Source organism: Streptomyces sp. NC-S4 (assembly GCF_054353315.1).
This window is the reverse complement of the sequence record NZ_CM135937.1, coordinates 6,957,549-6,979,987: the sequence shown is the minus strand read 5'-3', so window position 1 is coordinate 6,979,987 and position 22,439 is coordinate 6,957,549. Positions and strand designations below refer to the sequence as shown.

Genomic DNA, 22,439 nt, shown 5'->3' with positions numbered 1-22,439 from the left:
CTCGGGTGCTTCTACGCCTTCCGGGTCCCTCGCACCCCCCATATGCTCCTGCGCCGAACGCACTGTTACCAGCGGTAACGAGGGGGCATCCATCATGGCGGGCACAGGAAGTTCCAGGCGTACGTTCATCGCCGGCGCGGGCGCGGCGGCCGCCGCCGGGGCGGTCCTGGCCGGGCCCGCGACGGCGCCCGCGGCGGCTGCCGGTGCGGCCGGACCACCGCCTGCCGGACGGCGCGTCGCGGTGCTCGGCGGCGGGGTGGCGGGCCTGACGGCGGCCCACGAACTGGCCGAACGCGGCTACGCCGTGACCGTGTACGAACGCCGGGCACTGGGCGGGAAGGCGCGCAGCATGGACGTACCCGGCAGCGCCCGCGGCGGACGCCGGCCGCTGCCGGCCGAGCACGGCTTCCGCTTCATCCCCGGCATCTACCACAACCTGCCCGACACCATGCGGCGCATCCCCTTCCCCGGGAACGCGGCCGGGGTGTGGGACAACCTCGTGGCCCCGCGCGAGATGATGTTCGCCCGGGCGGCCGGGCGCGAGGACCTACGCGGACCCATCCCCTGGCCCGGGCACTCCCCCGCCGAACTGACGCCCGAGGAGATCCGGCGCGCCCTCGCGGGCATCCTGCAGACACTGCTCCGGCTCCCGGCGCACGAGACGGCGTACTTCGTCAACCGGGTACTGGTCTTCCTCACCAGCTGCGACGAACGGCGCGAGGAGGTCTGGGAGCGGACGCCGTGGTGGGACTTCGTGCGCGCGGAGCGGATGTCGAACGAGTACCGGCGCATCCTGGCCGTCGGCATCACCCGCAACATCGTGGCGACCAAGGCCGAGGAGGCCTCCACCCGTACCGTCGGCACCCTCGGCGAGGCCTTCGTCCTCAACCTGCTGGGGCGCGGGGCGGACGGCCCGCCGGACCGGATCCTCAACCTGCCGACCAACGAGGCCTGGATCGATCCCTGGGAAACCCATCTGCGCTCCCTGGGAGTGGAGTTCAGGATCGGCTGGACCGTGCGGGAGGTGCGGTACGCGGACGGCCGGGTGAGCGGGGTCGCCGTCGAGGGAGCGGACGGCGCCGCGCGGACCGTCACCGCCGACCACTACGTGAGCGCGCTGCCCGTCGAACACGCCCGCCGGACCTGGAGCGCGGCGCTGCGGGCCGCCGATCCGATGCTGGGGCGCTGCGACCAGCTGGAGACGGACTGGATGACCGGCATCCAGTTCTATCTGACCGAACGCGCCGAGCTGGTGCACGGCCACCTCAACTGCATCGATTCACCCTGGTCGTTGACCGCGATCCAGCAGGCGGAGCACTGGCCGTCGCGCGACTTCCCGGCCGACTACGGCGACGGGACGGCGGTCGACTGCCTGTCGGTGGACATCTCCGAGTGGGACAAGCCGGGGATCCTGTACGGGAAGACGGCCAAGCAGTGCACGCGCGAGGAGGTGGCGCGCGAGGTGTGGGCCCAGCTGAAGGCCTCCCTCAACGACACCGGGCGGACCCTGCTGAGCGACTCCGCGCTGCACTCGTGGTTCCTGGACCCGGGCGTGGACGGGCTCGGCACCCCGCACCCCACGAACCAGGACGAGCTGCTGATCCACCCGGTCGGCACCCTGCACAACCGGCCGAGCGCGGGCACCCGCATCCCGAACTTCTTCCTCAGCGGGGACTACGTCGCCGTCGACATCGACCTCGCGACGATGGAGGGAGCCAACGCCTCGGCTCGCGCGGCCGTCAACTCCCTGCTGGACCGCGACGGTTCCGACGCCCCGCGGTGCACCGTCCATCCGATGTACCGGGCGCCGGAGCTGGAGCCCGCCAAACGGCACGACCGGTGGCGCTACCGTCTCGGCCTGCGGAACGTCTTCGACCTGGGCTGACCCGCTGCCCCTCCTCGGCTAACGTCGTGCGCATGACGACGACGAGTGTGGGCACCCTGCTGCGCGCCTGGCGGGAACGGCGCGGCATCAGCCAGCTGGAGCTGGCGGGCCGCGCCGACTCCTCGTCCCGGCACATCAGCTTCATCGAAACGGGCCGGTCCCGGCCGAGCGAGGAGATGGTGCTGCGGCTCGCCGGCCATCTCGACGTACCGATGCGCGAGCGCAATTCCCTGCTGCTCGCGGCGGGTTACGCCCCGCGCTACGCGCACACCGCGCTGGACGACCCGGCGATGGAGACGCTGCGCGAGGGAATCGCCCGCCTGCTGGCCGGGTACGAGCCCTACCCGGCCCTGGTCGTGAACGCCGTGTACGACGTCATCGCCGCCAACCAGGGCATCGCGATGCTGCTGGACGGACTGCCGGAGCACCTGCTGACCCCGCCGCTGAACGCCATGCGGATCACCTTGCACCCCGAGGGCCTGGCCCCGCGGATCCACAACCTCCGGGAGTGGCGCGGGCACCTGCTGGCCCAGATGGAGCGGCAGATCGCACTGGCCCGCTCCGAGCCGCTGCGCGCCCTGTACGAGGAGGTGTCGGCCTATCCCGTCGCGGAGCGCCCGGGCGCAGACAGCGTCCCGGAGGAGGCCACCCCGTACATCGCGCTGCCGCTGGTCATCGAGCACGACGGGCACCTGCTGTCCTTCGTGTCGTCCATCGCGACCTTCAACACGCCGATGGACGTGACCGTCGCCGAGCTGGCCATCGAGACGATGCTCCCGGCCGACCCGGCGACGGTGAAGTACCTGCGCTCACTGGGCGGCTGAGCCCGAGCGCAGGGCGAACTGCTGGAGCACGGCGAACCCGGCCACGGTGACGGCCTGCGCCGGGATCCACAGCAGCCCGGCGGTGGTGGGCTCGAACCAGAACACCAACGACGCCAGGCTGAGGGCGGCCCAGGCGTAGTTCGTCTCGATGACGAGCTTCACGGGGAGGACGGGCGGCTGCGGCCGCGACGCGAGCCACCCGACGCCGGCCCCGTACGCGACGAGGAGGATCCCGAGCCCGAGCAACAGCCCCTGCCCGACCCCGAGCAGCCGGCCGAGCGGTGCGGACAGGGCGACGTAGGCGAGCCCGTTGGCAGTGGTGACGACCGAGTCGAGGGCGAGGAACCGGCGCAGCGCGGTCTGCGGGACGCGATTGCGGGCGAAGCCGGCGAGCGGGGTCGCGGACATGGGAATCAGCCTCCATCGAGGTCGAACGGCCAGGTGGAACCGGGTCCCGGAACCGAGTGCGCGGCCCCGGAACCCGATGCGCCCACTGTGCCGGGGCCCGCGCGGCAGGTCGATTACCCCGGGGGTAATCCCAGTGGGAGCGGGCATGCGGCATTGCCCCCGGGTCAGCCCGCGTACCGGGCGAAAACCTGACGCGATGGAGCCGGACAGAGGGCCACGCAGGGTCGAAGCGGCGCTCGGGGTCACCGGAGAGCGCCCGGTTGATCGCTGTCTGCTGCACGGTGCCCGTCATGTACGTCCGTGGGCCCGCGTTCTGACGGACCGTGGGAGGATTTCGGGGGAAGTTCGGCACGGCCGCGCCGCTCGTGCACAATGTGGCGCATGCCCGACCACCTCGAACTCGAACTCGCCGGTGCCGCGATCCGCGTGGAACTCGCCGGCGTCGGAGAACCGGCCCCCGCACTCGCGCCCGCCGCCCCCTCCGAAGACGCCGCCGACCTGCCGGAAGGCTTCGGCGCCGTCATCCCGGTCGCCCGAGGCCGACGGGCCGCCGTGCTCGCCCAGGACGTGCTCCAGACCGCGCTGCGGCCGCTCGGCCCGCTGCTCGAAGAGGTCCACACCGCGGTCACCGCCACCGCGCACCCGCCCCAGGAGCTGACGGTCGAGTTCGGCATCCAGATCGGCCAGGACCTCAAGCTCGGGATCGTCGGCGCCAACGGCCAGGCGACCATGACCGTCAGCGCCACCTGGCAGAACCAGGGCACCGGCGACGCCTCCCCGGCGTAGCCGATGAGCTGGTTCAGCCGGCCGGCAGCGCCGGTCTCCCACGCCGCGCTGCTGCGCGAGGGCGACAGAAAGGCAGCCGGAGCCGCCGCGCTCCTCTCGCCGAACCACCTGCTGACCTGCGCACACGTCGTCAACGACGCAGTGGGGCGGGACCTGCTCTGCGCCGAACCCCCGACCGGCGAGACGTTTCTGAGAACCGCCTTCCACGGCTCCGGCAGGACCCCTCGGTACGGCAGGGCCCGGCTGTCGGTCTGGGTGGCGCCCGAGCCACGGTCGGGCGACGTCGTGTGGGACGGCGATCTGGCGGTGCTCGAACTGGAGGAGACGGCCCCCGAGTGGGCCGCCCCCGTGGTCTGGCGGGACATGACCGAGGGGCTGGAACTCCGCGCCTGGCACGGCGGCGGTGTCGGCATCACCTACGCCGACACCGTGGCCGGCTTCCGGGACGGCCCCGGCTGCTACCTCGACGGCTCCCTGACCGGCGCCGCCATCGGCCCCGGCTACAGCGGCGGCCCCCTGCGGGTGAAGTCCGACCGCACCGTCGCCGGACTCGTCATCGCCCAGGTGATGACCGGCCAGGACCCCTTGCATGCCCAGGAGACCGTCCGGCGCAGCTGGGCCGTGCCCTGGCAGACCGTACGGGAGCGCCTGACCCGCGCGGGCGCACACGACATCCTCGCCGGATGCGAGGTCGTCGCACCGGATCACCTCGCCTGTACGCGACCGGCCGAGGACTCCGTACGCCAGATGGTCCCGCTGCTGCGGGCCCTGCTGGACGACACGGCGCGCCGTGCCGACCACTGCAGGCACCTCGCCGCCCGCCTCGGCCTGGAGGCGCCCTCCGGTGGCGAGCAGTCGCCGCCCACCCTGGACGAGCTGGCCACGCTGCTGCTCACCGAGGACCGGGCACTGGCCACCCTGACGGAGTCGCTGACTCCCGTGGTCGGCGGCCACGGCGGCGACCGCACAACGCTGAACGGCCTGCTGGCGCTCGGCCGCGCCGAGCCCGCCGTCAGGCTGCTCTCCGTCACCGAACACGATCAGCTTCACACCACCCTGCGCAGGGTCGCCGGGAACGAGCCGGAGCTGATCCCGCGCGCGGCGCAGGAGGCGCTGCGGCTCCTGGAGCTCCCGGAAGCGCTGACGCGGTCTCCCCGCCTGGCGGTGGAGGACGTCGACGCCGTCGTACGGGCGCTGGAGGAATACCCGGACGGGCGCGGCGCCACGACCGGCACCCTGCCCGTCCCCGCATTGCTCCGGCTCGCGGAGTTCGTGGCTGCCGCCGTCGCCGACCCGGACCGACAGCGGTGGCTGCACGCCTGGTGCGAACGTGTCGCCGGACGCCTGGGCATCAGCGTGGCCGCGCTCGAGGAACGCCGCGCGGACGCCAGGGCCTGGGCCGCCCGCGTCCCCGCGCCCGTCACGCAGCTCATCGTGCGGCTCCACCGGGCGGGAGCCGCCGATCCGGACCGCTTCCTGTGCGAGATCTGGCTCGGCCACAGGGACGGCGGGCGCACGGCGGTGGCCGCCCCGGAAGGCCCCCTGGAGCCGGGGGAGATCGGGCGGCTGATACGTCAGACGGCGGAGGGCAGCGAGGCGGTGAGCGGCCGGGCTCCGACGCGCGTCGACGTGGTGGTGAAGGCCGACGGACTGGACATCCCCGTCGACCAGTGGGACGCGGGCAGCGAACTGGGGGACCTCTTCCCCGACCTCGCCGAACTGAGCACACCTCTGGGCGGCCGCTACCAGGTCACGCTGCGCTGCCCCGACCTGGCCGGCAGCGTCCCCACGGCGGCGAGCGAGATGCGCAGACGCTGGGCGGTCGGGGGCGACGGGACACTCGTCGTCGACGAGTCGTGCCACGACATCATGAGCCTGCACAAACTCCTGAACGAGCCCCACCGCGACACCGCGCGGGTCGTCCTCCACGGGCCGCCCGAGCGACGGCAGCAACTCGTCCACGTGTGTCTGGCCATGGGAGTGCCCGTCGTGCTGTGGGACCGGGACGCCGGGTCGCACGAGGACGCGCCCCGGATGGACGCCCTCGACCCCACGGGCCCCCTCGACAAGCTCCCTCGACGACTCCAGGAGTTCCGGAGGTCCCAGTACGCCGCCTCGGCCCCGGACGGGGCGGCGCGACCGGCCCTCATCTGGGAGGAAGGCGAACTGGCACTGCCAGGACCGCTGCGGCTGGCCGACCCGTTATGACGCACCACTTCCACCGAACACCCGCACCATGGAGAAGGACGGACACCCGATGACGGCCCACGAACCCCACGGGCGGCAGGACACGGCCGACGACGGGCAGGACGCAGACTGGCGGCTGTTCAAGGGCGACGGCCGCGCCAGGAGCATCACCTTCCCCGAAGCCCCGCCCTGGAGGCGGTTCGGCAGCACCGCCGACGGGAAGACGGACACCTCCCACCGCAACCGGCCCTATCTGATCGGCCCCCAGGAGGCGGACGTCGTCAACGCCGCACTGCTGCTCCGCCGACCGCTCCTCGTCACCGGACACCCGGGGACGGGCAAGTCGTCCCTGGCGTACGCCGTGGCCCACGAACTGTCCCTCGGTCCCGTCCTGCACTGGCCGGTCAACAGCCGCACCACACTCCAGGATGCGCTGTACCGCTACGACGCCATCGGCAGGCTCCGCGAGACCAACATGAGCCGTGAACCCCACGGCGGTGACGGCTCCACGCCGCTGGACCCGGGCATCGGCTCGTACTTGCGGCTCGGCCCGCTCGGCACCGCCCTGGTGGCATCGGAGTCGCCGCGCGTGCTTCTCGTCGACGAACTCGACAAGGGCGACGTCGACCTGCCGAACGACCTCCTGAACGTCTTCGAGGAAGGCGAGTTCGAGATCCCCGAGCTCGCCCGGCTCCCTGAGGAACAGTCCTCGGTACGTGTGATGACCGCCGACTCCGGCAAGTGGACCGAGGTCGTCCGTGGCCGCGTCCGCTGCTCCGAGTTCCCCGTCGTCATCATCACCAGCAACGGCGAACGAGACTTCCCGCCGGCCTTCCTGCGCCGCTGCGTCCGCCTCGACCTCCCGGAACCGGACGAATACCGACTGCGCGCCATCATCTCCGCCCACCTCGACCCGAAGGACGGCTCCGAAACGCACGGCACGCCCGAGATCGACGACCTGATGCGTGCCTTCCTCGCCCGCAGGGCGCGCGGTGAGCTCGCGACGGACCAGCTCCTCAACGCCGTGTTCCTCCGGCGCGGCGGCGTCGAACTCGACGCGGACGGACTGCTGGACGCCGTCCTGCACCGGCTCGCGCGCACCCTGTGACCGGGCCCATGCTGCACCGGGTGCGTGACGCCCTGTCCGGCGACGGCGAGCTCCTCGACGCCGAGGAGCTCCGCGACGCGCTGTGGCTCGCGTCCCGGTTGCCCCCGGCGGCGGCCACGGCGCTGGCACGGGTGGCCCGGGCCGCTGAGCTCGCCGCCGAGTCAGCGACCCCGGCCGAGTCCGCCGTCGGGCTGCCCTTCGGGGGCGGGGACGAGCACCGGGACCCGCCCCCGGACGACCACCGGGACGGGACGGCCCCCGGCGCCACGGCGGCCGACGGCGAAGCGCTTACCCCGCAGGAGGACGGGCTGCACGCAGCCCCCGTGCCGCCGAGTCAGGCGGCCTCCTCCGACCGTTCCGCGATGGCCGTACGCGCCCCGGGAATGAAGGCGCTCGACGGTACGGAGCTCCGGATCGGGCGCGCCCTGCGCCCGCTGCGACAGCTCCGTCCCGACGCGCTGCGCACCGAACTCGACGTCGACGCGACCGTCTCCGCCATGGCCGAGACCGGCCTCCCCGATGCCGTGCTCCGCCCCGCACGGACCCGCTGGCTCGACCTGGCGGTCCTCGTCGACGACGGCGTCTCGATGCTTCTGTGGCAGCGGCTCGCGGGCGAGGTCCGTGCCCTGATGGAGCGGTGCGGCGCCTTCCGGGACGTACGCCTCCACGGCCTCGACAGCCGTACGCCCGGCGGTCCCCGGCTGACCGGCCGCCCGTACGGCGGGCGCGACCGGGCACGTCCGATGTCCACGGTCCTCGACCCCTCCGGCAACACCCTGCTCCTCGTCGTGAGCGACGGCGTCGGACGGGCCTGGCGGGACGGGAGGATGCACCGGGAGCTCGACCGCGCCGCGTCGACGGGACCCGTGGCTGTCCTGCACGCGCTCCCGCCGCGGCTCTGGGCGGGCTCGGGCATCGACGCGCGGCCCTGGCGCGTGACGACCCGCCGCAGGGGAGCGGCCAACCGGTCCTGGCACGTCGAGGACCCCGTCCTGCCGCCGGAACTGGCCCCCTACGACGGCGTCCCGGTCCCGGTGCTCTCCGCTGAGGGGAGCGACATCGCCACCTGGGCCCAGCTCATCGGCTCCCCCGGAGAGACCGTGGTGCTCCCGCTCCTGGCCGGTCCGCTCACGCCGGTTCCCGCCGTCGGTGCCCGGGCGTTCACCCGGCCCGCCGGGGCGGTCGCGGCGGAGGAGGCCGTGCTGCGGTTCAAGACCTCGGCGTCCTCGGAGGCGTACCGCCTCGCGGCACACCTGGCAGCCGTGGCACCGCTCCCCGTCCCGGCGATGCGGCTCGTCCAGCACGCCCTGCAACCGTCCGTCGACACGGCCCACCTGGCGGAGGTCTTCCTCGGCGGCCTCATGCACGGCGTCGGCGGCTCCGCCGACCTCCCGCACCAGAAGACCTTCGACTTCGCCGAGGACATCCGCACGGTTCTGCTGGGTACGGTGCCGCCCTCCGAACTGGTCAGGACGGCGCAGGAGGTTACGGCCCACCTCAGCGGACTCCCGAACGCGTCGACGGGATTCCCGGCCTGGCTTCCCCACTCCGAGGGCACGGAGCGGATCAGGTCGGGCAGCCGCAGGCCCTTCGGCTGGGTCGACGAGACCCTCCGGCGCAGGCTCGGCATCGCCCCGCCCGCCCCGCCGGAACCGGAATCCGCACCCGAACCGCTCGGGCCGCACGTCGAGCTGCGGGAGCTCCCGGACGGCTTCGTCCTCGACGAGGAGCAGACGGGATGGTGCCGGCTGTCCGTCGCCGACCGCCGCTTCGAGGGCCCGGACGGCCCGCCGTACGAGGTGTTCGCCGAGCACCTGGCGGGCTGGTCGGACATCGGGCTGCTCCTGGCCCACGACGGCGAGGGCCGCGTGCTCGTCATCCGCACACCCGAGGTACACAACCCCCGGCACGCCGTCGACCTCGTGACGACCGAGGTGACAGCGCTGAAGCGGCTGGACGGCTTCTTCGCGCCGCGACTCCTGGCCTGGGACGCCGACCGCCTCCGGCCCTGGCTCGCCGTCGAATGCGCGCTGGACGGCACCTCGGAACCGGCACCGAACCTGCATGACTTCGTAGAGCAGATGGGCCCCCTGCACCCGGCGGGCCTGCTGCACGTAGCCCGCCAGCTCGCGGCGAGCCTCGCCAACGCCCACGAGAACGGCCTGGTCCACGGCTCGCTCACCCCCCGTCGCGTGCTGGTGACGGAGCGGAAGATGCAGATCACCGGGTGGATGTTCGCCTCCGTGGACGGCAGGACCAGCCCGCACTGGGACGCGTACGCGCCACGCCGCCGCTACCGTGCCCCGGAGCTGGACATGCCCGGCGGCGAACCGACCAGCGAGTCCGACGTGTACGCGCTCGGTGTCATCCTCGTGGACGCGGCGACGGGCGGGGGACAGGGGGAGCATCTCTCCGAACCCACGTCGGCACTGCCCGCCGGCCGGCTCTCCGCCGACTGGACGGCGCTTCTGGAGGCATGCACGCGGAGGGACCCCGCGCACCGGCCGTCTGCGGTCAGGCTGCAGCGTGCCCTCGACTCCCTCGTGCACCTGAGGCCCGGGGACAACCGGACCATGCGGGTCTCCTTCGGGCTTGATCCCGGCCTGGATCCGGTGGGACTGGACCTGGAGAGCGAACACCGCGGCGGCCAGGGCCCCCACCTCCTGCTCCGCGGGCTTCCGGCCGAAACCCGCAGAAGTGTCCTGGGCCGTGTGCTGGACCAGCTGACGCGGCAGAACCCGACAGGTCTCGAACTGGTCCGCGCTGACAACGACGGACACAGCGGGCTCACCCGCTTCGAGGACGTCGTACGGGGTGCCTCGTTCCTCGGCCTGCGCGACGACCCGGCGCACGTCCTCTCGTTCTGCGAGAACGTCCGCCGGGAAGTCACGAAGCGCTGGGACATGCTGGGGAGGAGCTTCGACGACTCGGACTTCGGGGCGCTTGCACAGGACGCGGACAAGTACGGCATCCCACACGTTCTGCGGCGCCTCGTCGTCGTCGTGGAGGATTTCCAGAAGGTGCTGCTGCTGGCGCCGGAAGTGTTCACGGCGCTGAGTCAGGTCGTGGTGGAAGGGCCACGGCTCGGCATGCATCTCATCGTCAGCACCGACGACACGGACGAAGCCACGATCACGGGGCTGTTCGGGGGACGGAAGCCGGCGTGCATCGATCTGCGGGCCCGGCGGTGGCGGGACGACGACCAGACCGCGCGCATTAAGACGGAGGCGACCCTGCGGGTTCCGTCGGCGGGCGGGCCGGTGTTCTTCTCCGCGGGACTGTACGACTCCTTCGGACCGCTGCCGGGGAACTGATGCCGAACGCAAGATGATCCGGCGACATAGGACGGTGCCGTGCGGGCGCGCTCGATCTCGCCCAGGTACTGGGTGTGGGGTCGTGGGCCGATCCCAGCCTGCGCGGTGTCGCTTCCTGCCGGGCGCGGGGTCAGCCGCTCCAGCGGGCCACGATGGCGTGATCGACACGGAAGAGGGCGTCGCACTCCGCGCAGTACGCACTGCCGAAGACGTAGGTCAGCTTGCTCGCGACTTCGTGCTGGCCATCGACGAGAGCACGCGCGTGAAGCCGCTCGGCCACCCCTTCCAAGGTGGAGGGGTCTGCGGGCTGCAGCTCCCTGCGCTGCCCGGAAGCCTCGTTCATGTAGAAGCCGTCGGTCGTCGAGAAGTAGCCGTACGAGCCGAACACCACGAAGTTCTCGGTCTCGCACGCCGGGCAGGGAACCTCGAACTCCTCGCCGCTGAGACCGTGCAGTTCCTCCCCCCACACCTCCACTCCCTCGAAGGCCAGCAGGGCTTCCAGCAGTTCCACATAGCGGTCCGGACTGCCGGTCAGCGACGGATGGCGCAGCGCGCGCTCCACCAGCTCGATCAGCTCGGCGATCTCGGCAGCGTAGACATCCTTCGGATCAGGCGTCCCGTAGGGCCGGTCGGTGCTGGCGACGATGGAAGCGGCCAGGAGCAGGGGCGCGGTTCGGTCTGCAGCCGTCGACCGGCGCGCCTTCCCGGCAAGCGCGGGCAGGGCGGCGTAGCTCGCGGGGTAGACCGTTCCCTGGTGGCACAGGCGGGACCAGAGCTCGCTCCACGCGGGATTGTCCGGGTCGGGCCCGGCGGCCTCGAGGAGGCCGGGCACGTCTTCGGCGGTGCCGTAGGCATGGGTGAGCTGAGACCATTCCGTCATAGGGATGATCAAAGCAGACGCTTCCAGCATCAAGGACCGCGCACGACGCTCCCCGCGCCCGTTCTCCTGTCCAACACCTGTCGCCCGGACGGAGCTTGTCGTGCGGTTCCGGGGCCGGGAGGGTGCCAACGCTCCTTGAGCCGTACGGCAGGAAGCGTTGGGGTTCCCCTGGTTCGGTGCGGGGCGGGGGGCTAGGCTTCACGGAGCCGAATCACTCGAACGTCTTGTCGACATATGGAGAATCAGCCGGTGCGAGCCGCCGCCCGACCCGACCTCGCCGCCGTCCGGCGGCGCACCTGGGACCCGGCGCAGGAGTGCGGGCGGGATCCGGCCGAGGTGCTGGCGGTGGAGCGGCGCGTGCACCAGCGGTTCCTGCGGCTGCGCGCGACCCGGCGCGACAAGCACGGCCGGGACGGCCTGGAGCGCCTGTCGTACCTCACCGGTATGACCCCGCAGGACATCCGGCTCCCGCTCAAGGAACAGGTGCACCTGCGGTTCGAGCACCTGCGCCGCACGCGCGTACGCGAGTACGGCCAGCGCCATTCGCCCGCGACCGTCGCCGGGTCCTTCGACGCGTCGGGGCAGTCGCCGACCCGCCTCGCCCGGGGCGAGGGCGTGCCGAACCTCGCCGCGGCCGCCGGGGTCCAGCGGTTCCACGGCGTCGAGGGCGGCCTCCTGCCGCCCGACGGCACCGAGGCGCTCGCCGGCGCCCTGGCCCTGGGACAGGGCGAGTTGGAGTCGACGGTGCGGGACCGGAGGAACCCCATGCCGGCGGTGCTGCGGACGCACGACGTACGCAGCACCGTCACGCGGGCCGGGCGGCTGTCGCCCCGGGGCTGGAAGTCGCCGGCCGACCACTTGGACGACCTCCTCGCACGCGAGGGGCAGCTCGGAATCCCGGGCACGAAGGGCGGGGCTCCGATCGAGGGCATCCCCACCGAGGGAGAAGCACCATGAGGACCACACGGGCCATGCGCAAGCTGGCCTCCGAGCTGCTGGAGGGCGCACGCCTGACGCCGCCGGCCGATGCCGCGGAGATCATCGGGGCGCTGTGCGCCGCCTACGCCGGACGGCGCGGCGGAGAGCGGAAGGTGGATGTCCACTTCACTTCCTTCCCGCCCGACACCGCGAGCGGGCTGTGGCTGGAGCTGGACGACGTCGACCTGATCGTCGTCGAGCAGCACACCCGGCCCGAACACCAGCTCGTCATCGCGTGCCACGAGCTGTGGCACCTGGACGAGGGGACGAGCGACAGCGTCGGTCCGGGCATGCTGGTGGCCGCCCGGCTGGCGGGGCACTCCGGCCGCCTCGCCGAACTGCTGGCCTCCGGTTCCGGGTTGGAGGCAGTGGTCCGGCAGGCCGCCGCCCGCGCCGACCAGGGGGATCCGGCGGAGATCCGGGCCGAGACCTTCGGCCTGCACCTCGGCAACACCCTGCGCTCCTACCTGCCCTCGCCCCAGGAGCAGCTCCCCGAAGCCATCGAGCGCATCCAGTCCTCACTCGGTTGGGGAAGCCCCGTGCCACGCCGCGACCCGCAGCAGCCGGCCTCCGCATCCCTCGCGCCGATGCCCTCGGCACGGCCCTGACAGAGAGCACGCCACGATGAACCAGTCCACCCCGCCCCGCCACGCGATCGTCATAGGCGGCAGCCTGGCCGGCCTCCTCGCGGCGGCCGTCCTCGCCGAGCACGCCACGGTCACCGTCATCGACGCCGACCCGCTGCCCGAGGGTCCGGCCCCGCGCCGCGGACTCCCGCAGGGCCGGCACACCCACCTCCTGTGGTCGGGCGGCGCCCGGGCGATCGAGCGGATCCTGCCCGGCATCACCGACGACTGGACGAAGGCGGGGGCCATCCGCCGCAGCCTGCCCACCGACCTGGTCTGCAAGACCGCCCAGGGATGGATCCCGCGCTGTGGGGAGAAGCAGTTCAACATCTCGTGCAGCCGCGATCTCCTCGACTCGGTGGTCCGCGCCCGGGTGACCGCCCTGCCGGGGGTCTCCACGCTCCAGCGGAGCCGGGTCCGGGGCCTGGAGGGCAGTGCGGACCGGGTGACCGGCGTGCGGGTCGACACCCCGCAGGAGCGGGACCGGCTGGTGACGGCCGATCTGGTGGTCGACGCCAGCGGCCGCGGCTCGCGGGCCCGGACGTGGCTCCAGGCGCTCGGCGTGAGCGGCATCCGGCAGGCCGAGGTCGACTCCGGACTCGTCTACGCGACCCGGATCTTCGAGGCCCCCGCCGGCGCGCACGAGATGGGCTTCCCCATCATCAACGTGCAGTCCGACCCGCGCGTGCCCGTGCCCGGGCAGACCGCCACGATCGTGCCCATCGAGAACGGCCAGTGGCAGGCCACCCTCTCCGGCACCCGGGGCGGCCAGCCCACCGGCGACCCCGACGCGTTCATCCCGTTCGCCAAGTCCGTCCGCGACCCGATCGTCGGTGAGCTCCTGGAGGGCCGCAGGCCCCTGACGGACGTCGCCGTCACCCAGGGCACCGCCAACCGCCGGATCTACTTCGAGAAGGCCGAGCTGCCCGACGGCTTCTTCGCCGTCGGCGACTCCGTCGCCACCTTCAACCCGCTCTACGGACAGGGCATGACCGTCGCGGCCCAGGGGATCCTGGCCGTACGCACCCTGCTGCGGGCAAAGGGGCTGGGGCATCCCGGGATCGGCCGCGAGGCGCAGCGCGCCATCGCGCCGCAGGTCGCCACCGCCTGGGAGCTCGCCACCTCGCAGGACATCCTGTACCCCGGGGCCACCGGGATGAAGCCGCGCGCCGGCACCGGTCTGCTCAACAGATACGTCGGCCGGCTGATGACGGGAGCCACCACCGACGAGGCGCTCACCGCCGCCCTGCTCAACGTCCTCACCATGAGCATCGCGCCCACCCACTGGCTCAGCCCGTCGGTGGTCTGGCACGTCCTGCGCGCCTCGGACCGGGGCGCGCTGAAGGCGCCGCCGCTCACCGCCGCCGAGCGGGCCGTCGCCGGGCTCGACCGGGCGCCCGGCACGGCACCCGGTACGGCACCCGGTTCCGACGCCGTCGGACAGGCCCGATGAGCGGCAGGCTCCTGCCGCTCCTGCCCGCCTCCCTGATGGTCCTGGCGCTGCTGATCAAGCTGCCGAAGCTGCGCCGGGACTGGGACCAGCCGCTGAACCGGACCGCGTGCGCGCTGCTGGTCGTCGGTGCTCCCATCAACTTCCTGGCGTCACCGTCCACCATCGCCGCGGTCAACCGCCGCACCGGCGTGGTCAACTTCTCCGCTCCCCTGGTGTTCGGCCTGGTCACGGTGTTCTCCGGGCTGTGCGTCGTCCTGGTCCTGCAGTGGCGGGGCGGGCCGCCCGCGGCCGTACGCCGGGCCACCCGGCTGACCACGGCCCTGTTCGGCACGGCGACCGCGGCGATTGTCGTCCTCTTCGTGATCGGCGACGCGCCGGTGGAACGGCTCCGGGACCTGGACACGTACTACGCGACGACGCCCTGGATCCGCGAGATGATCGTCTGCTTTCTCGTGGCGCACACCCTGGGCACCTCGGCGCTGACCTGGCTGTGCGCCAAGTGGCTGGCCGTCGCGGACCGGGCACTGCGCCCGCTGCGCACGGGGCTGGCCCTGATCGTGGTCGCCGGGCTGATGGACCTGGCCTACCTGGCCGCCAAGTGGGCCTCGGTGGTGGCCCGCTGGGCCGGCCGCGACTGGGTGTTCCTGTCCACGGACGTGGCGCCTCCCCTGGCCGGGGCGGCCGGGCTGCTGCTCGGTGCCGGGTTCCTCGTGCCGCTGGTCGGCGGGTCTGCGACCTGGCTGGCCCTCGGCCAGTACCGGCGGCTGCGCCCGCTGTGGAAGGCGCTGCGCGAAGTCGCCGCGACCCAGGGGCGGACCGTCCCGCTGGCCTGGTGGTCCCCGGTGGGGATCCGGCTCATCCACCGCGAGTCGGTCATCGACGACGGGATCCTGGCGCTGGCCGGCTGGTTCGACCCCAGGGTGCGCCGTGCGGCGTACGAGGAGGCCCGCGGCCGGGGGCTGAGCGAGGCGAACGCGGCCACGGTCGCGGACGCGGCCGTTCTGGCGGCCGCCTGCCACCGCAAGGCCGCCGCCGCCCGCGGATCCGGGCCGGCGCCGGCCGCGATCCCGCAGCCCTACCGCCTGGGCCGGCAGCCCCTGACCGCCCTCGCCCACGCGTTCCGTACCTCCGACATCGTCGCCGCGGCCCGTGAGGCGGCCGCCGCCGACGCACCGGACCCGGTCCCCGGACCGGTCGGCGCCTGAGGCGCACGGGCCCCGGGACAGCACGACGCCCCGGACCGGGGTCCGGGGCGTGCGTGCGGGATGCGAATGCGCGTACGGGATCCGCGTGCCGGGATCAGAGCTCCGCGAGGTCCAGGCCGGCCTGTGCGGCGGCCGCCCGCACGGTCTGCTCCAGCAGTACGGCGATGGTCATCGGACCGACACCGCCCGGCACGGGCGTGATCAGCGACGCCCGGGTGGCGGCGGACTCGAAGTGCACGTCGCCGACGTTTCCCTCGTTGTACCCGGCGTCCAGGACCACCGCGCCCGGCTTGATGTCCTCGCCCCGGATGAACTCGGCCTTGCCGACGGCGGCGACCAGCACGTCCGCCTGGCGCACGATCGAGGGCAGGTCCTGGGTGCGCGAGTGACAGTAGGTGACGGTGGCGTTCTGCTCCAGCAGCAGCATCCCGGCCGGCTTGCCCAGGATCGCGCTGCGGCCGACGACGACGGCGTGCTTGCCGGTCAGGTCCACGTCGTAGGCGGCGAGCAGCCGCATGATGCCGCCGGGGGTGCAGGAGACGAAGCCCGGCAGTCCGAAGCCCATGGCGGCGAAGGAGTGCATCGTGACGCCGTCGACGTCCTTGCCCGGGGCGATGGCCTCGAAGGCGGCGCGCTCGTCGATGTGGTGCGGGACGGGGTGCTGGAGCAGGATGCCGCTGATCTCGGGGTCCTCGGAGAGCGCGGTGAGGGTGGCCACCAGTTCCTCGGTGGTGGTCTCGGCCGGCAGCTCGACGTGGCGGGAGGTGATCCCGGCCTTGGCGCAGCGGTTCTGCTTCATGCGGACGTAGGTCACGGAGGCCGGGTCCTCGCCGACCAGCACGGTCGCGAGGCAGGGCGCGGTGCCGGTGCGCTCGGTGATCTTCGCCGCGTAGGCGGCGGTCTGCTCCGAGATGCGGCGGGCGAGGGCCGTGCCGTCCATCAGCCGGGCGGAGCCGGCGACAGGAGCAGAGGCGGGAACAGAGGCAGTCTGGGCGGTCGTCACGGGGTCTCCTGAACGTCGCTGCGGATCTCGCGGTTCGCCCAGGCGCGCGGCACTCGGCGTACCGCAGGTCCACAGGTACGCCGGGCCGCTCCCCGGTGGTGATCCACCCGAACGCCAGTCACGGCCCGCCGACCACTGTAGTCGACATATCCGGTGGTTGTCGGGCGTCCGACCTGGGACGATCAATGCATGACGCGTACTTTCGACCATCTTGTCGCCGAGGCCGAGTCCGTCTCCGTGGACGGCTGGGACTTCTCCTGGCTCGACGGCCGGGCCACCGAGCAGCGTCCCTCCTGGGGGTACCAGAAGCTGATGGCCGAGCGCCTGACCCTGGTCCGGTCGGCGCTGGACATCCAGACCGGCGGCGGTGAGGTACTGGCCGGGTGCGCTCCGCTGCCGCCGCTGACGGCCGCCACCGAGTCCTGGCCGCCGAACATCGACAAGGCGACGCGGCTGCTGCACCCACTGGGCGCGGTGGTGGTCGCCGACTCCGACGAGCCGCCGCTGCCCTTCGGTGACGCGGCCTTCGAGCTGGTGACCAGCCGGCACCCGGTGACCATCTGGTGGGAGGAGATCGCGCGGGTGCTGACGCCCGGCGGCAGCTACCTCTCGCAGCAGGTCGGTCCGGCGAGCGTCTTCGAGCTCGTCGAGTACTTCCTCGGCCCGCAGCCGGAGGAGGTCCGGCGCGCCCGGCACCCCGACGACGCGGTCGCCGACGCCACCGCGGCCGGCCTCGAGGTCCTCGATCTGCGCTCCGAGCGGCTGCGCACGGAGTTCCACGACATCGGAGCCGTGATCTACTTTCTGCGGAAGGTGATCTGGATGGTGCCCGGCTTCACGGTCGGGCAGTACCGGGACCGGTTGCGTGAGCTCCACGAACAGATCGAACGCGAAGGTCCGTTCGTCGCTCACACCGCCCGCTTCCTCATCGAAGCCCGCAAAACGGGCTGACCTGAAGGGCGGACGGATCTGCGCCGGATCGGTTGCGCGGCCACAGCGTGGCGCAGGTCACTCAATTCAGCGCGTAACGAATCGACTCGGGCATGCGATGAACCGACAGGTGTCCTCGCGCGGCCCGGAATACAGACCCCCCTCGGGTCTGTTTCCCGAGTTCGCGCGATGATGTCCCGCCCACCCTTATCTGTTCGCAACGAGAGGCTCCTTGTGTCGCTCAGCCCGTCCCGTACGTTCCCTCCGGAGATCGCCGAATCCGAGGCCCTCGTCGCGCTCGTCGAGCGCGGCCGCGAGCAGGGTCACATCAACGGTGACGACGTGCGCCAGGCCTTCGAGGCCGGCCGCATCCCGGTGGACCAGTGGAAGCGGGTCCTGCGCAGCCTGAACCAGGTCCTGGACGAGGAGGGTGTCGCCCTTCACGTCAGCGCGGCCCCCGCCACCAAGGCTGCCGCCAAGAAGCCCCGCAAGGCTGCCGCCGCCCCGGCCCGCACCGTGACCAAGAAGGCCACCGCCGCGCCGCGCCCCATCGGCGCCCGCAAGACCGCGGTGACCACCGCGGCCACGGCCGTGACCACCGCCACGGCGATATCCGCTCCGTCGGCAGCCTCCATCGGGGACGAGGCGTCGGCCGAGGCCGCCGCCGAACCGAAGAAGCGCACGGTCAAGAAGACCGCCGCCAAGAAGACCGCCGTGAAGAAGACCGCGGCGAAGAAGACCAGCGCCAAGGACGCCGACGAGGGCGAGACCCCCGTCGTCGAGGGCGAGGACTGGGCTGCCGAGGACCTGGTCGACGAGCCCGAGGACGAGGCGCCCAAGGCCGGCGGCACCCAGGGCTTCGTCCTGTCCGACGACGACGAGGACGACGCCCCGGCGCAGACGGTCATGGTGGCCGGCGCCACCGCCGACCCCGTCAAGGACTACCTCAAGCTCATCGGCAAGGTGCCGCTCCTGAACGCCGAGCAGGAGGTGGAGCTCGCCAAGCGCATCGAGGCGGGTCTCTTCTCCGAGTACAAGCTCGAAGAGGAGGAGGACCACAAGCCCGCCTTCAAGCGCGAGCTGGAGATCCTGGTCGAGGACGGCCGCCGGGCGAAGAACCACCTGCTGGAGGCCAACCTCCGCCTCGTGGTCTCCCTCGCCAAGCGCTACACCGGCCGCGGCATGCTCTTCCTGGACCTGATCCAGGAGGGCAACGTCGGTCTGATCCGCGCCGTGGAGAAGTTCGACTACACCAAGGGCTTCAAGTTCTCCACGTACGCGACCTGGTGGATCCGGCAGGCGATCACGCGTGCCATGGCCGACCAGTCGCGCACGATCCGCATCCCCGTGCACATGGTCGAGATCATCAACAAGCTCGCCCGCGTGCAGCGCCAGATGCTCCAGGACCTGGGCCGTGAGCCCACCCCGGAGGAGCTGGGCAAGGAACTCGACATGACCCCCGAGAAGGTCATCGAGGTCCAGAAGTACGGCCGTGAGCCGATCTCCCTCCACACCCCCCTGGGTGAGGAGGGCGACAGCGAGTTCGGTGACCTCATCGAGGACTCCGAGGCGGTCGTCCCCGCGGACGCGGTGTCCTTCACGTTCCTCCAGGAGCAGCTCCAGTCCATCCTGGGCACGCTCTCGGAGCGCGAGGCGGGCGTGGTCTCCATGCGTTACGGCCTCAACGACGGCCAGCCGAAGACCCTGGACGAGATCGGCCGCGTGTACGGGGTCACCCGTGAGCGCATCCGCCAGATCGAGTCCAAGACCATGTCGAAGCTGCGCCACCCGTCGCGTTCGCAGGTGCTGCGCGACTACCTCGACTGAGTCGGTCTCCACCGGAACGCCCCTGACCCGCGGACCCGCGGGTCAGGGGCGTTCTGCGTCCGGTCGGGGTCAGGTCGGTCAGGCCAGGTCGGTCAGGTCAGGTCAGGCGGAAGACGGGACCCCTGGGGGTGAACGGCAGGGACGCGCCCTGGGGGATCAGGTAGGCGTGCTCGCGCCGGATGCGCAGGGTGTCGCACCACCCGTCCGTGATCACCAGTACCGGGGCCCCGGGCGGGAAGTCCTCCGCCCGCTGCAGCAGGTCGATGCCCGGCTGCAGCTCGGTACCGCCCCGCCCGCGGACCCGTACCCGGCCGGCGATCTCGGTCGGGGGCAGATAGCCCGCGTCGTACGGCGCCGCGTCGCAGAAGACGACGCGCGCCGCCGGTACGTCTCGGGCCTCGGCGTACGAGGCGATCGCGCCCAGCGCCTTGCCGAGCAGGGCGGCGTTCATCGACCCCGAGGTGTCGAGGACCACGCCGAAGGTGCAGCGGGCGACCTCCTCGGGCGGGAAGTAGCGGCCCGCGCGCGGGATGTCCGGGGTGGACGCCTGGCGGCGCGCCGGGCGCGCGAAGCTCCGTACGGGCTCGGGGCGCGGCACGTACTCGTCGAACCAGCGGGCGAGCCGGGCGTCCCAGGGCACCGGCGGGTGGGCCAGGGCCCGGATCTCCTGGATCAGTCCGGCGGGCAGCAGGCCGCGCTCCCCGTGGGTGTGCAGGTCGAAGCCCTGGACCAGGCCGCGCCGGTAGAACTCGTCCAGGTCGGCGTACGGCCCGCTGCCCGGGTGGGGCAGCGGGTCGCCCAGGATGTCCCCGCGGCCCTTGCCGCGCAGGGTGGCGAGACGGCGCATCCGGCGCAGATCGGTGGTGATCCGGTCGTAGACCTCCTCGACGGAGAGGTCCTTCAGATCCGGGTCGTACAGCAGCCCGGAGGGCATCTCTCCGACGCCCATCTCGACGAGCCAGCCGTTGACCACGTAGTCGGCGGCCACGTTGTGCAGGTACGGGTTCCGGGCGCCGCGGCGCTCGCCGTGGCGCAGGGCGGCGTGGAGCATCTCGTGGGCCAGGATGAACCGCCATTCCCCGTCCTCGAAGCTGCGCAGCGGGTTGATGTAGATCTCCCCGGCGGTGGCACTGACCGCGGCGACGTCGATGCCCTGGGTGCGGGCCAGCTCGGCGTCGGCGACGATCTTCAGGCCGCTGGCCAGGCCGCCGAGGAGCGGGTACGAGGAGACGAACCAGTTCAGCGCCCGGTCCCACGGGCGCTGTGCCACGCGCTCCCCCGTGACCCGGTCGCGGCGCCCGCCGGCGACCTCCATGGCGGCGGAGACGCTGCGGGTCAGGGCGTGTGCGAAGGCGGTCTCCCAGTCGGGGACCGGGGTGGAGTTCCATGCGCGCCAGGTGACCAGGAGCTGGTCGGGGTGATCGCCGGCGGTGCCGCAGAGCTCGTAGGCAGCGGGGATGCCGTCCCGGCGCCAGCGCGCCGCGAGCAGTTCCTCGTCACCGCCGGGGTACTCGGCCGGGAGGTCGTCCGGGGGCCGCAGCGACGGCTGGGTCAGCAGGAAGCGGTTGACGACGGCGCAGCGGGCGGCGAGGTCGAAGCGGTCGGGCTGCACGCGCTTCTCGGCGGCCGCGGCCGGGACGTGGCCGAAGCCGAGGTGGAGCAGGGCGTGGGCGAGGGCCCAGGCCCAGGTCCGGGGCTCGACGCGCAGTCCGTAGCGGACGTGGAGGACGCCGTTCGAGTCCACGGCGACCAGGCCCGCGTCGGGGGTCCCGGGGCACTTCGACTGCTCGCACACGCTTCCGCCGACGGCGGCGAGGGCCGGGTTCCGTTTGACCAGGGCGAGCCCCTCGGCGAAGGCCTGGGCGGCGGGATCGGGCGGGGCGACCTTCTTCGGCCGGGGGCGCGACACGCTCACCGGCGGGCCTCGACCAGGCGCGGCATGTCGCGGGCGGCCTCCACGAGGAACCAGGAGGGCAGCACGGGCAGGCCGTCGGCGTCGTCGGCGATGACGGTCTGCGCCACCTCCACGGAGATCTCGGCGAGCTGGACCAGCAGCGCCTTGGCCCGGTAGGCGGTCTGGCGCAGGGCGGGCGAGACGTGCTCGCGCTGCGCGGGCAGCTCCTTGACCAAGCGGCCCCGGAAGGCCTCGGCGAGGTAGTAGAGCAGGTCGCGGTCGGCGGGGCGGGTCGGCCAGGAGGCGTCGCCCTTCATGATCGCCTCTATGCCGAAGCTGTGCCGCACGATCTTGGCGTAGCCGCAGAAGGAGACGGCGTGCGCCGGGGTGAGGGTGCCGTGCGCGACCACCTTGAGGGTCTGCTCGTCCAGTTCCGGCCCGAAGGAGTGCAGGGCGTCGGAGAGCATGTGCCAGGAGCGCGGGGTGGAGAAGGGCTCCTCCGTCTTGGGCGGCTGCGACCAGAGGTGGTCGGGGCGGTCGGTGAGGTAGTCGGTGACCCAGGGGTGGATGCCGTGCTCGCCGGCCCAGACCAGCCAGTCCCCCGCCGACGCCTGGAGGTGGACGTGGGTGAGGCGGTTGACCAGCGCGGAGGCGATCGGCCGGGCCAGCGCGTTGTCGGTGGCCCGGTTGCCCGCGCCGATGACGATGGAGCCGGCCGGGAGCTCGTAGGAGCCGATCCGGCGGTCGAGGATCAGCGAGTAGAAGGCCTTCTGGACGTCCGGACTCGCGGCGTTGAGCTCGTCGAGGAAGAGGCAGTACGGCTCGTCGCGGGCGATGGCCTCCGGCGGGCAGAAGACGGACCGGCCGCCCTGGATCTGCGGGACGCCGATCAGGTCCTCGGGGGCGAGCTGGGTGCCGAGCAGGCTGACGCACTCCAGCCCCAGCGCGTCGGCGAACTTCCTTACGAGCGAGGACTTTCCGATGCCGGGAGCCCCCCAGAGGAACACCGGCCGGACGGTGGCGAGGCCGAGCAGCAGTTCGGGGATCTGGGCGGGGGTGACGGTGACGGCGGCCTGCACGGGCGTGGATGTCCTCGGGGGTGTGGCGGGTGTGTGGTGCGGCCAGTGTGGC

General features: G+C 72.6%; 17 protein-coding genes and 1 riboswitch. Of the genes, 12 read left to right on the top strand and 5 right to left on the bottom strand.

The window, feature by feature from the left end:
* The first annotated feature begins 94 nt into the window (after window positions 1–94).
* Window positions 95–1,885: a hydroxysqualene dehydroxylase gene (locus ACXNSR_RS31340; protein ID WP_458638708.1), complete on the top strand. Its 1,791-nt coding sequence runs from the start codon at window positions 95–97 to the stop codon at window positions 1,883–1,885.
* 32 nt (window positions 1,886–1,917) lie between these two features.
* Window positions 1,918–2,709, top strand: coding sequence for a helix-turn-helix domain-containing protein (locus ACXNSR_RS31335; RefSeq protein WP_458638707.1), 792 nt, complete (start codon window positions 1,918–1,920; stop codon window positions 2,707–2,709).
* Here ACXNSR_RS31335 and ACXNSR_RS31330 read toward each other — a convergent pair.
* A complete protein-coding gene (locus ACXNSR_RS31330; protein WP_458638706.1) occupies window positions 2,695–3,117 on the bottom strand; it encodes a hypothetical protein in 423 nt (140 codons plus the stop codon). The genes ACXNSR_RS31335 and ACXNSR_RS31330 overlap by 15 nt on opposite strands.
* A 381-nt stretch (window positions 3,118–3,498) precedes the next feature.
* Between ACXNSR_RS31330 and ACXNSR_RS31325 the strand changes: the two genes are divergently transcribed.
* Genes ACXNSR_RS31325 through ACXNSR_RS31310 form a run of 4 tightly spaced genes read left to right on the top strand, consistent with a single transcriptional unit; the run spans window position 3,499 to window position 10,512 of the window.
* Window positions 3,499–3,903, top strand: a complete 405-nt coding sequence (locus ACXNSR_RS31325) for a CU044_2847 family protein (RefSeq protein ID WP_458638705.1) — start codon at window positions 3,499–3,501, stop codon at window positions 3,901–3,903.
* Window positions 3,904–3,906: 3 nt separating this feature from the next.
* Window positions 3,907–6,111 carry a VMAP-C domain-containing protein gene (locus tag ACXNSR_RS31320; RefSeq protein ID WP_458638704.1) on the top strand — a complete coding sequence of 735 codons (2,205 nt, stop codon included), beginning with the start codon at window positions 3,907–3,909 and terminating at the stop codon, window positions 6,109–6,111.
* 49 nt (window positions 6,112–6,160) lie between these two features.
* Window positions 6,161–7,198 carry an AAA family ATPase gene (locus tag ACXNSR_RS31315; protein WP_458643449.1) on the top strand — a complete coding sequence of 346 codons (1,038 nt, stop codon included), beginning with the start codon at window positions 6,161–6,163 and terminating at the stop codon, window positions 7,196–7,198.
* Window positions 7,199–7,218: 20 nt separating this feature from the next.
* The gene (locus tag ACXNSR_RS31310; protein ID WP_458638703.1) at window positions 7,219–10,512 is read left to right on the top strand and encodes an SAV_2336 N-terminal domain-related protein; all 3,294 of its coding nucleotides are present in this window, start codon (window positions 7,219–7,221) and stop codon (window positions 10,510–10,512) included.
* Window positions 10,513–10,642: 130 nt separating this feature from the next.
* Here the strand turns inward: ACXNSR_RS31310 and ACXNSR_RS31305 are convergent, their stop codons facing one another.
* Window positions 10,643–11,392 carry a hypothetical protein gene (locus ACXNSR_RS31305; protein WP_458638702.1) on the bottom strand — a complete coding sequence of 250 codons (750 nt, stop codon included), beginning with the start codon at window positions 11,390–11,392 and terminating at the stop codon, window positions 10,643–10,645.
* A gap of 234 nt (window positions 11,393–11,626) precedes the next feature.
* On the opposite strand from ACXNSR_RS31305, the gene ACXNSR_RS31300 reads away from it, so the two are divergent.
* Genes ACXNSR_RS31300 through ACXNSR_RS31285 form a run of 4 tightly spaced genes read left to right on the top strand, consistent with a single transcriptional unit; the run spans window position 11,627 to window position 15,654 of the window.
* The gene (locus tag ACXNSR_RS31300) at window positions 11,627–12,349 is read left to right on the top strand and encodes a hypothetical protein (RefSeq protein WP_458638701.1); all 723 of its coding nucleotides are present in this window, start codon (window positions 11,627–11,629) and stop codon (window positions 12,347–12,349) included.
* Window positions 12,346–12,978 (top strand): toxin-antitoxin system, toxin component, encoded by a 633-nt coding sequence (locus ACXNSR_RS31295; protein WP_458638700.1) that lies wholly within the window; start codon window positions 12,346–12,348, stop codon window positions 12,976–12,978. Before ACXNSR_RS31300 ends, ACXNSR_RS31295 begins: the two co-directional genes overlap by 4 nt.
* Window positions 12,979–12,994: 16 nt before the next feature.
* Window positions 12,995–14,449: an NAD(P)/FAD-dependent oxidoreductase gene (locus ACXNSR_RS31290; protein ID WP_458638699.1), complete on the top strand. Its 1,455-nt coding sequence runs from the start codon at window positions 12,995–12,997 to the stop codon at window positions 14,447–14,449.
* Window positions 14,446–15,654: an MAB_1171c family putative transporter gene (locus ACXNSR_RS31285; protein ID WP_458638698.1), complete on the top strand. Its 1,209-nt coding sequence runs from the start codon at window positions 14,446–14,448 to the stop codon at window positions 15,652–15,654. The genes ACXNSR_RS31290 and ACXNSR_RS31285 overlap by 4 nt, the downstream gene beginning before the upstream one ends.
* A gap of 94 nt (window positions 15,655–15,748) precedes the next feature.
* Here ACXNSR_RS31285 and ACXNSR_RS31280 read toward each other — a convergent pair whose 3' ends face one another.
* Window positions 15,749–16,594 (bottom strand): bifunctional 5,10-methylenetetrahydrofolate dehydrogenase/5,10-methenyltetrahydrofolate cyclohydrolase, encoded by an 846-nt coding sequence (locus tag ACXNSR_RS31280; protein WP_458643448.1) that lies wholly within the window; start codon window positions 16,592–16,594, stop codon window positions 15,749–15,751.
* Window positions 16,595–16,686: 92 nt separating this feature from the next.
* A riboswitch (ZMP/ZTP riboswitch) is annotated at window positions 16,687–16,789 on the bottom strand.
* A 57-nt stretch (window positions 16,790–16,846) separates the two neighbouring features.
* Between ACXNSR_RS31280 and ACXNSR_RS31275 the strand changes: the two genes are divergently transcribed.
* Complete coding sequence (locus ACXNSR_RS31275; RefSeq protein ID WP_458638697.1) at window positions 16,847–17,608, top strand: methyltransferase domain-containing protein; 762 nt, start codon at window positions 16,847–16,849, stop codon at window positions 17,606–17,608.
* A gap of 213 nt (window positions 17,609–17,821) precedes the next feature.
* Window positions 17,822–19,414, top strand: a complete 1,593-nt coding sequence (locus ACXNSR_RS31270) for an RNA polymerase sigma factor (protein WP_458638696.1) — start codon at window positions 17,822–17,824, stop codon at window positions 19,412–19,414.
* A gap of 97 nt (window positions 19,415–19,511) precedes the next feature.
* On the opposite strand, the gene ACXNSR_RS31265 is transcribed toward ACXNSR_RS31270, so the two are convergent.
* Window positions 19,512–21,323 carry a vWA domain-containing protein gene (locus ACXNSR_RS31265; protein WP_458643447.1) on the bottom strand — a complete coding sequence of 604 codons (1,812 nt, stop codon included), beginning with the start codon at window positions 21,321–21,323 and terminating at the stop codon, window positions 19,512–19,514.
* Between the two features lie 2 nt (window positions 21,324–21,325).
* Complete coding sequence (locus tag ACXNSR_RS31260; protein WP_458638695.1) at window positions 21,326–22,387, bottom strand: ATP-binding protein; 1,062 nt, start codon at window positions 22,385–22,387, stop codon at window positions 21,326–21,328.
* Between the last annotated feature and the right edge of the window lie 52 nt (window positions 22,388–22,439).

Bases quoted from the DNA above. Each gene is read 5' to 3' on its own strand.
- ACXNSR_RS31340 (WP_458638708.1), top strand. From the start codon at position 95: ATGGCGGGCACAGGAAGTTCCAGGCGTACGTTCATCGCCGGCGCGGGC.
- ACXNSR_RS31335 (WP_458638707.1), top strand. From the start codon at position 1,918: ATGACGACGACGAGTGTGGGCACCCTGCTGCGCGCCTGGCGGGAACGG.
- ACXNSR_RS31330 (WP_458638706.1), bottom strand. From the start codon at position 3,117: ATGTCCGCGACCCCGCTCGCCGGCTTCGCCCGCAATCGCGTCCCGCAG.
- ACXNSR_RS31325 (WP_458638705.1), top strand. From the start codon at position 3,499: ATGCCCGACCACCTCGAACTCGAACTCGCCGGTGCCGCGATCCGCGTG.
- ACXNSR_RS31320 (WP_458638704.1), top strand. From the start codon at position 3,907: ATGAGCTGGTTCAGCCGGCCGGCAGCGCCGGTCTCCCACGCCGCGCTG.
- ACXNSR_RS31315 (WP_458643449.1), top strand. From the start codon at position 6,161: ATGACGGCCCACGAACCCCACGGGCGGCAGGACACGGCCGACGACGGG.
- ACXNSR_RS31305 (WP_458638702.1), bottom strand. From the start codon at position 11,392: ATGACGGAATGGTCTCAGCTCACCCATGCCTACGGCACCGCCGAAGAC.
- ACXNSR_RS31300 (WP_458638701.1), top strand. From the start codon at position 11,627: ATGGAGAATCAGCCGGTGCGAGCCGCCGCCCGACCCGACCTCGCCGCC.
- ACXNSR_RS31295 (WP_458638700.1), top strand. From the start codon at position 12,346: ATGAGGACCACACGGGCCATGCGCAAGCTGGCCTCCGAGCTGCTGGAG.
- ACXNSR_RS31290 (WP_458638699.1), top strand. From the start codon at position 12,995: ATGAACCAGTCCACCCCGCCCCGCCACGCGATCGTCATAGGCGGCAGC.
- ACXNSR_RS31285 (WP_458638698.1), top strand. From the start codon at position 14,446: ATGAGCGGCAGGCTCCTGCCGCTCCTGCCCGCCTCCCTGATGGTCCTG.
- ACXNSR_RS31280 (WP_458643448.1), bottom strand. From the start codon at position 16,594: ATGGACGGCACGGCCCTCGCCCGCCGCATCTCGGAGCAGACCGCCGCC.
- ACXNSR_RS31275 (WP_458638697.1), top strand. From the start codon at position 16,847: ATGACGCGTACTTTCGACCATCTTGTCGCCGAGGCCGAGTCCGTCTCC.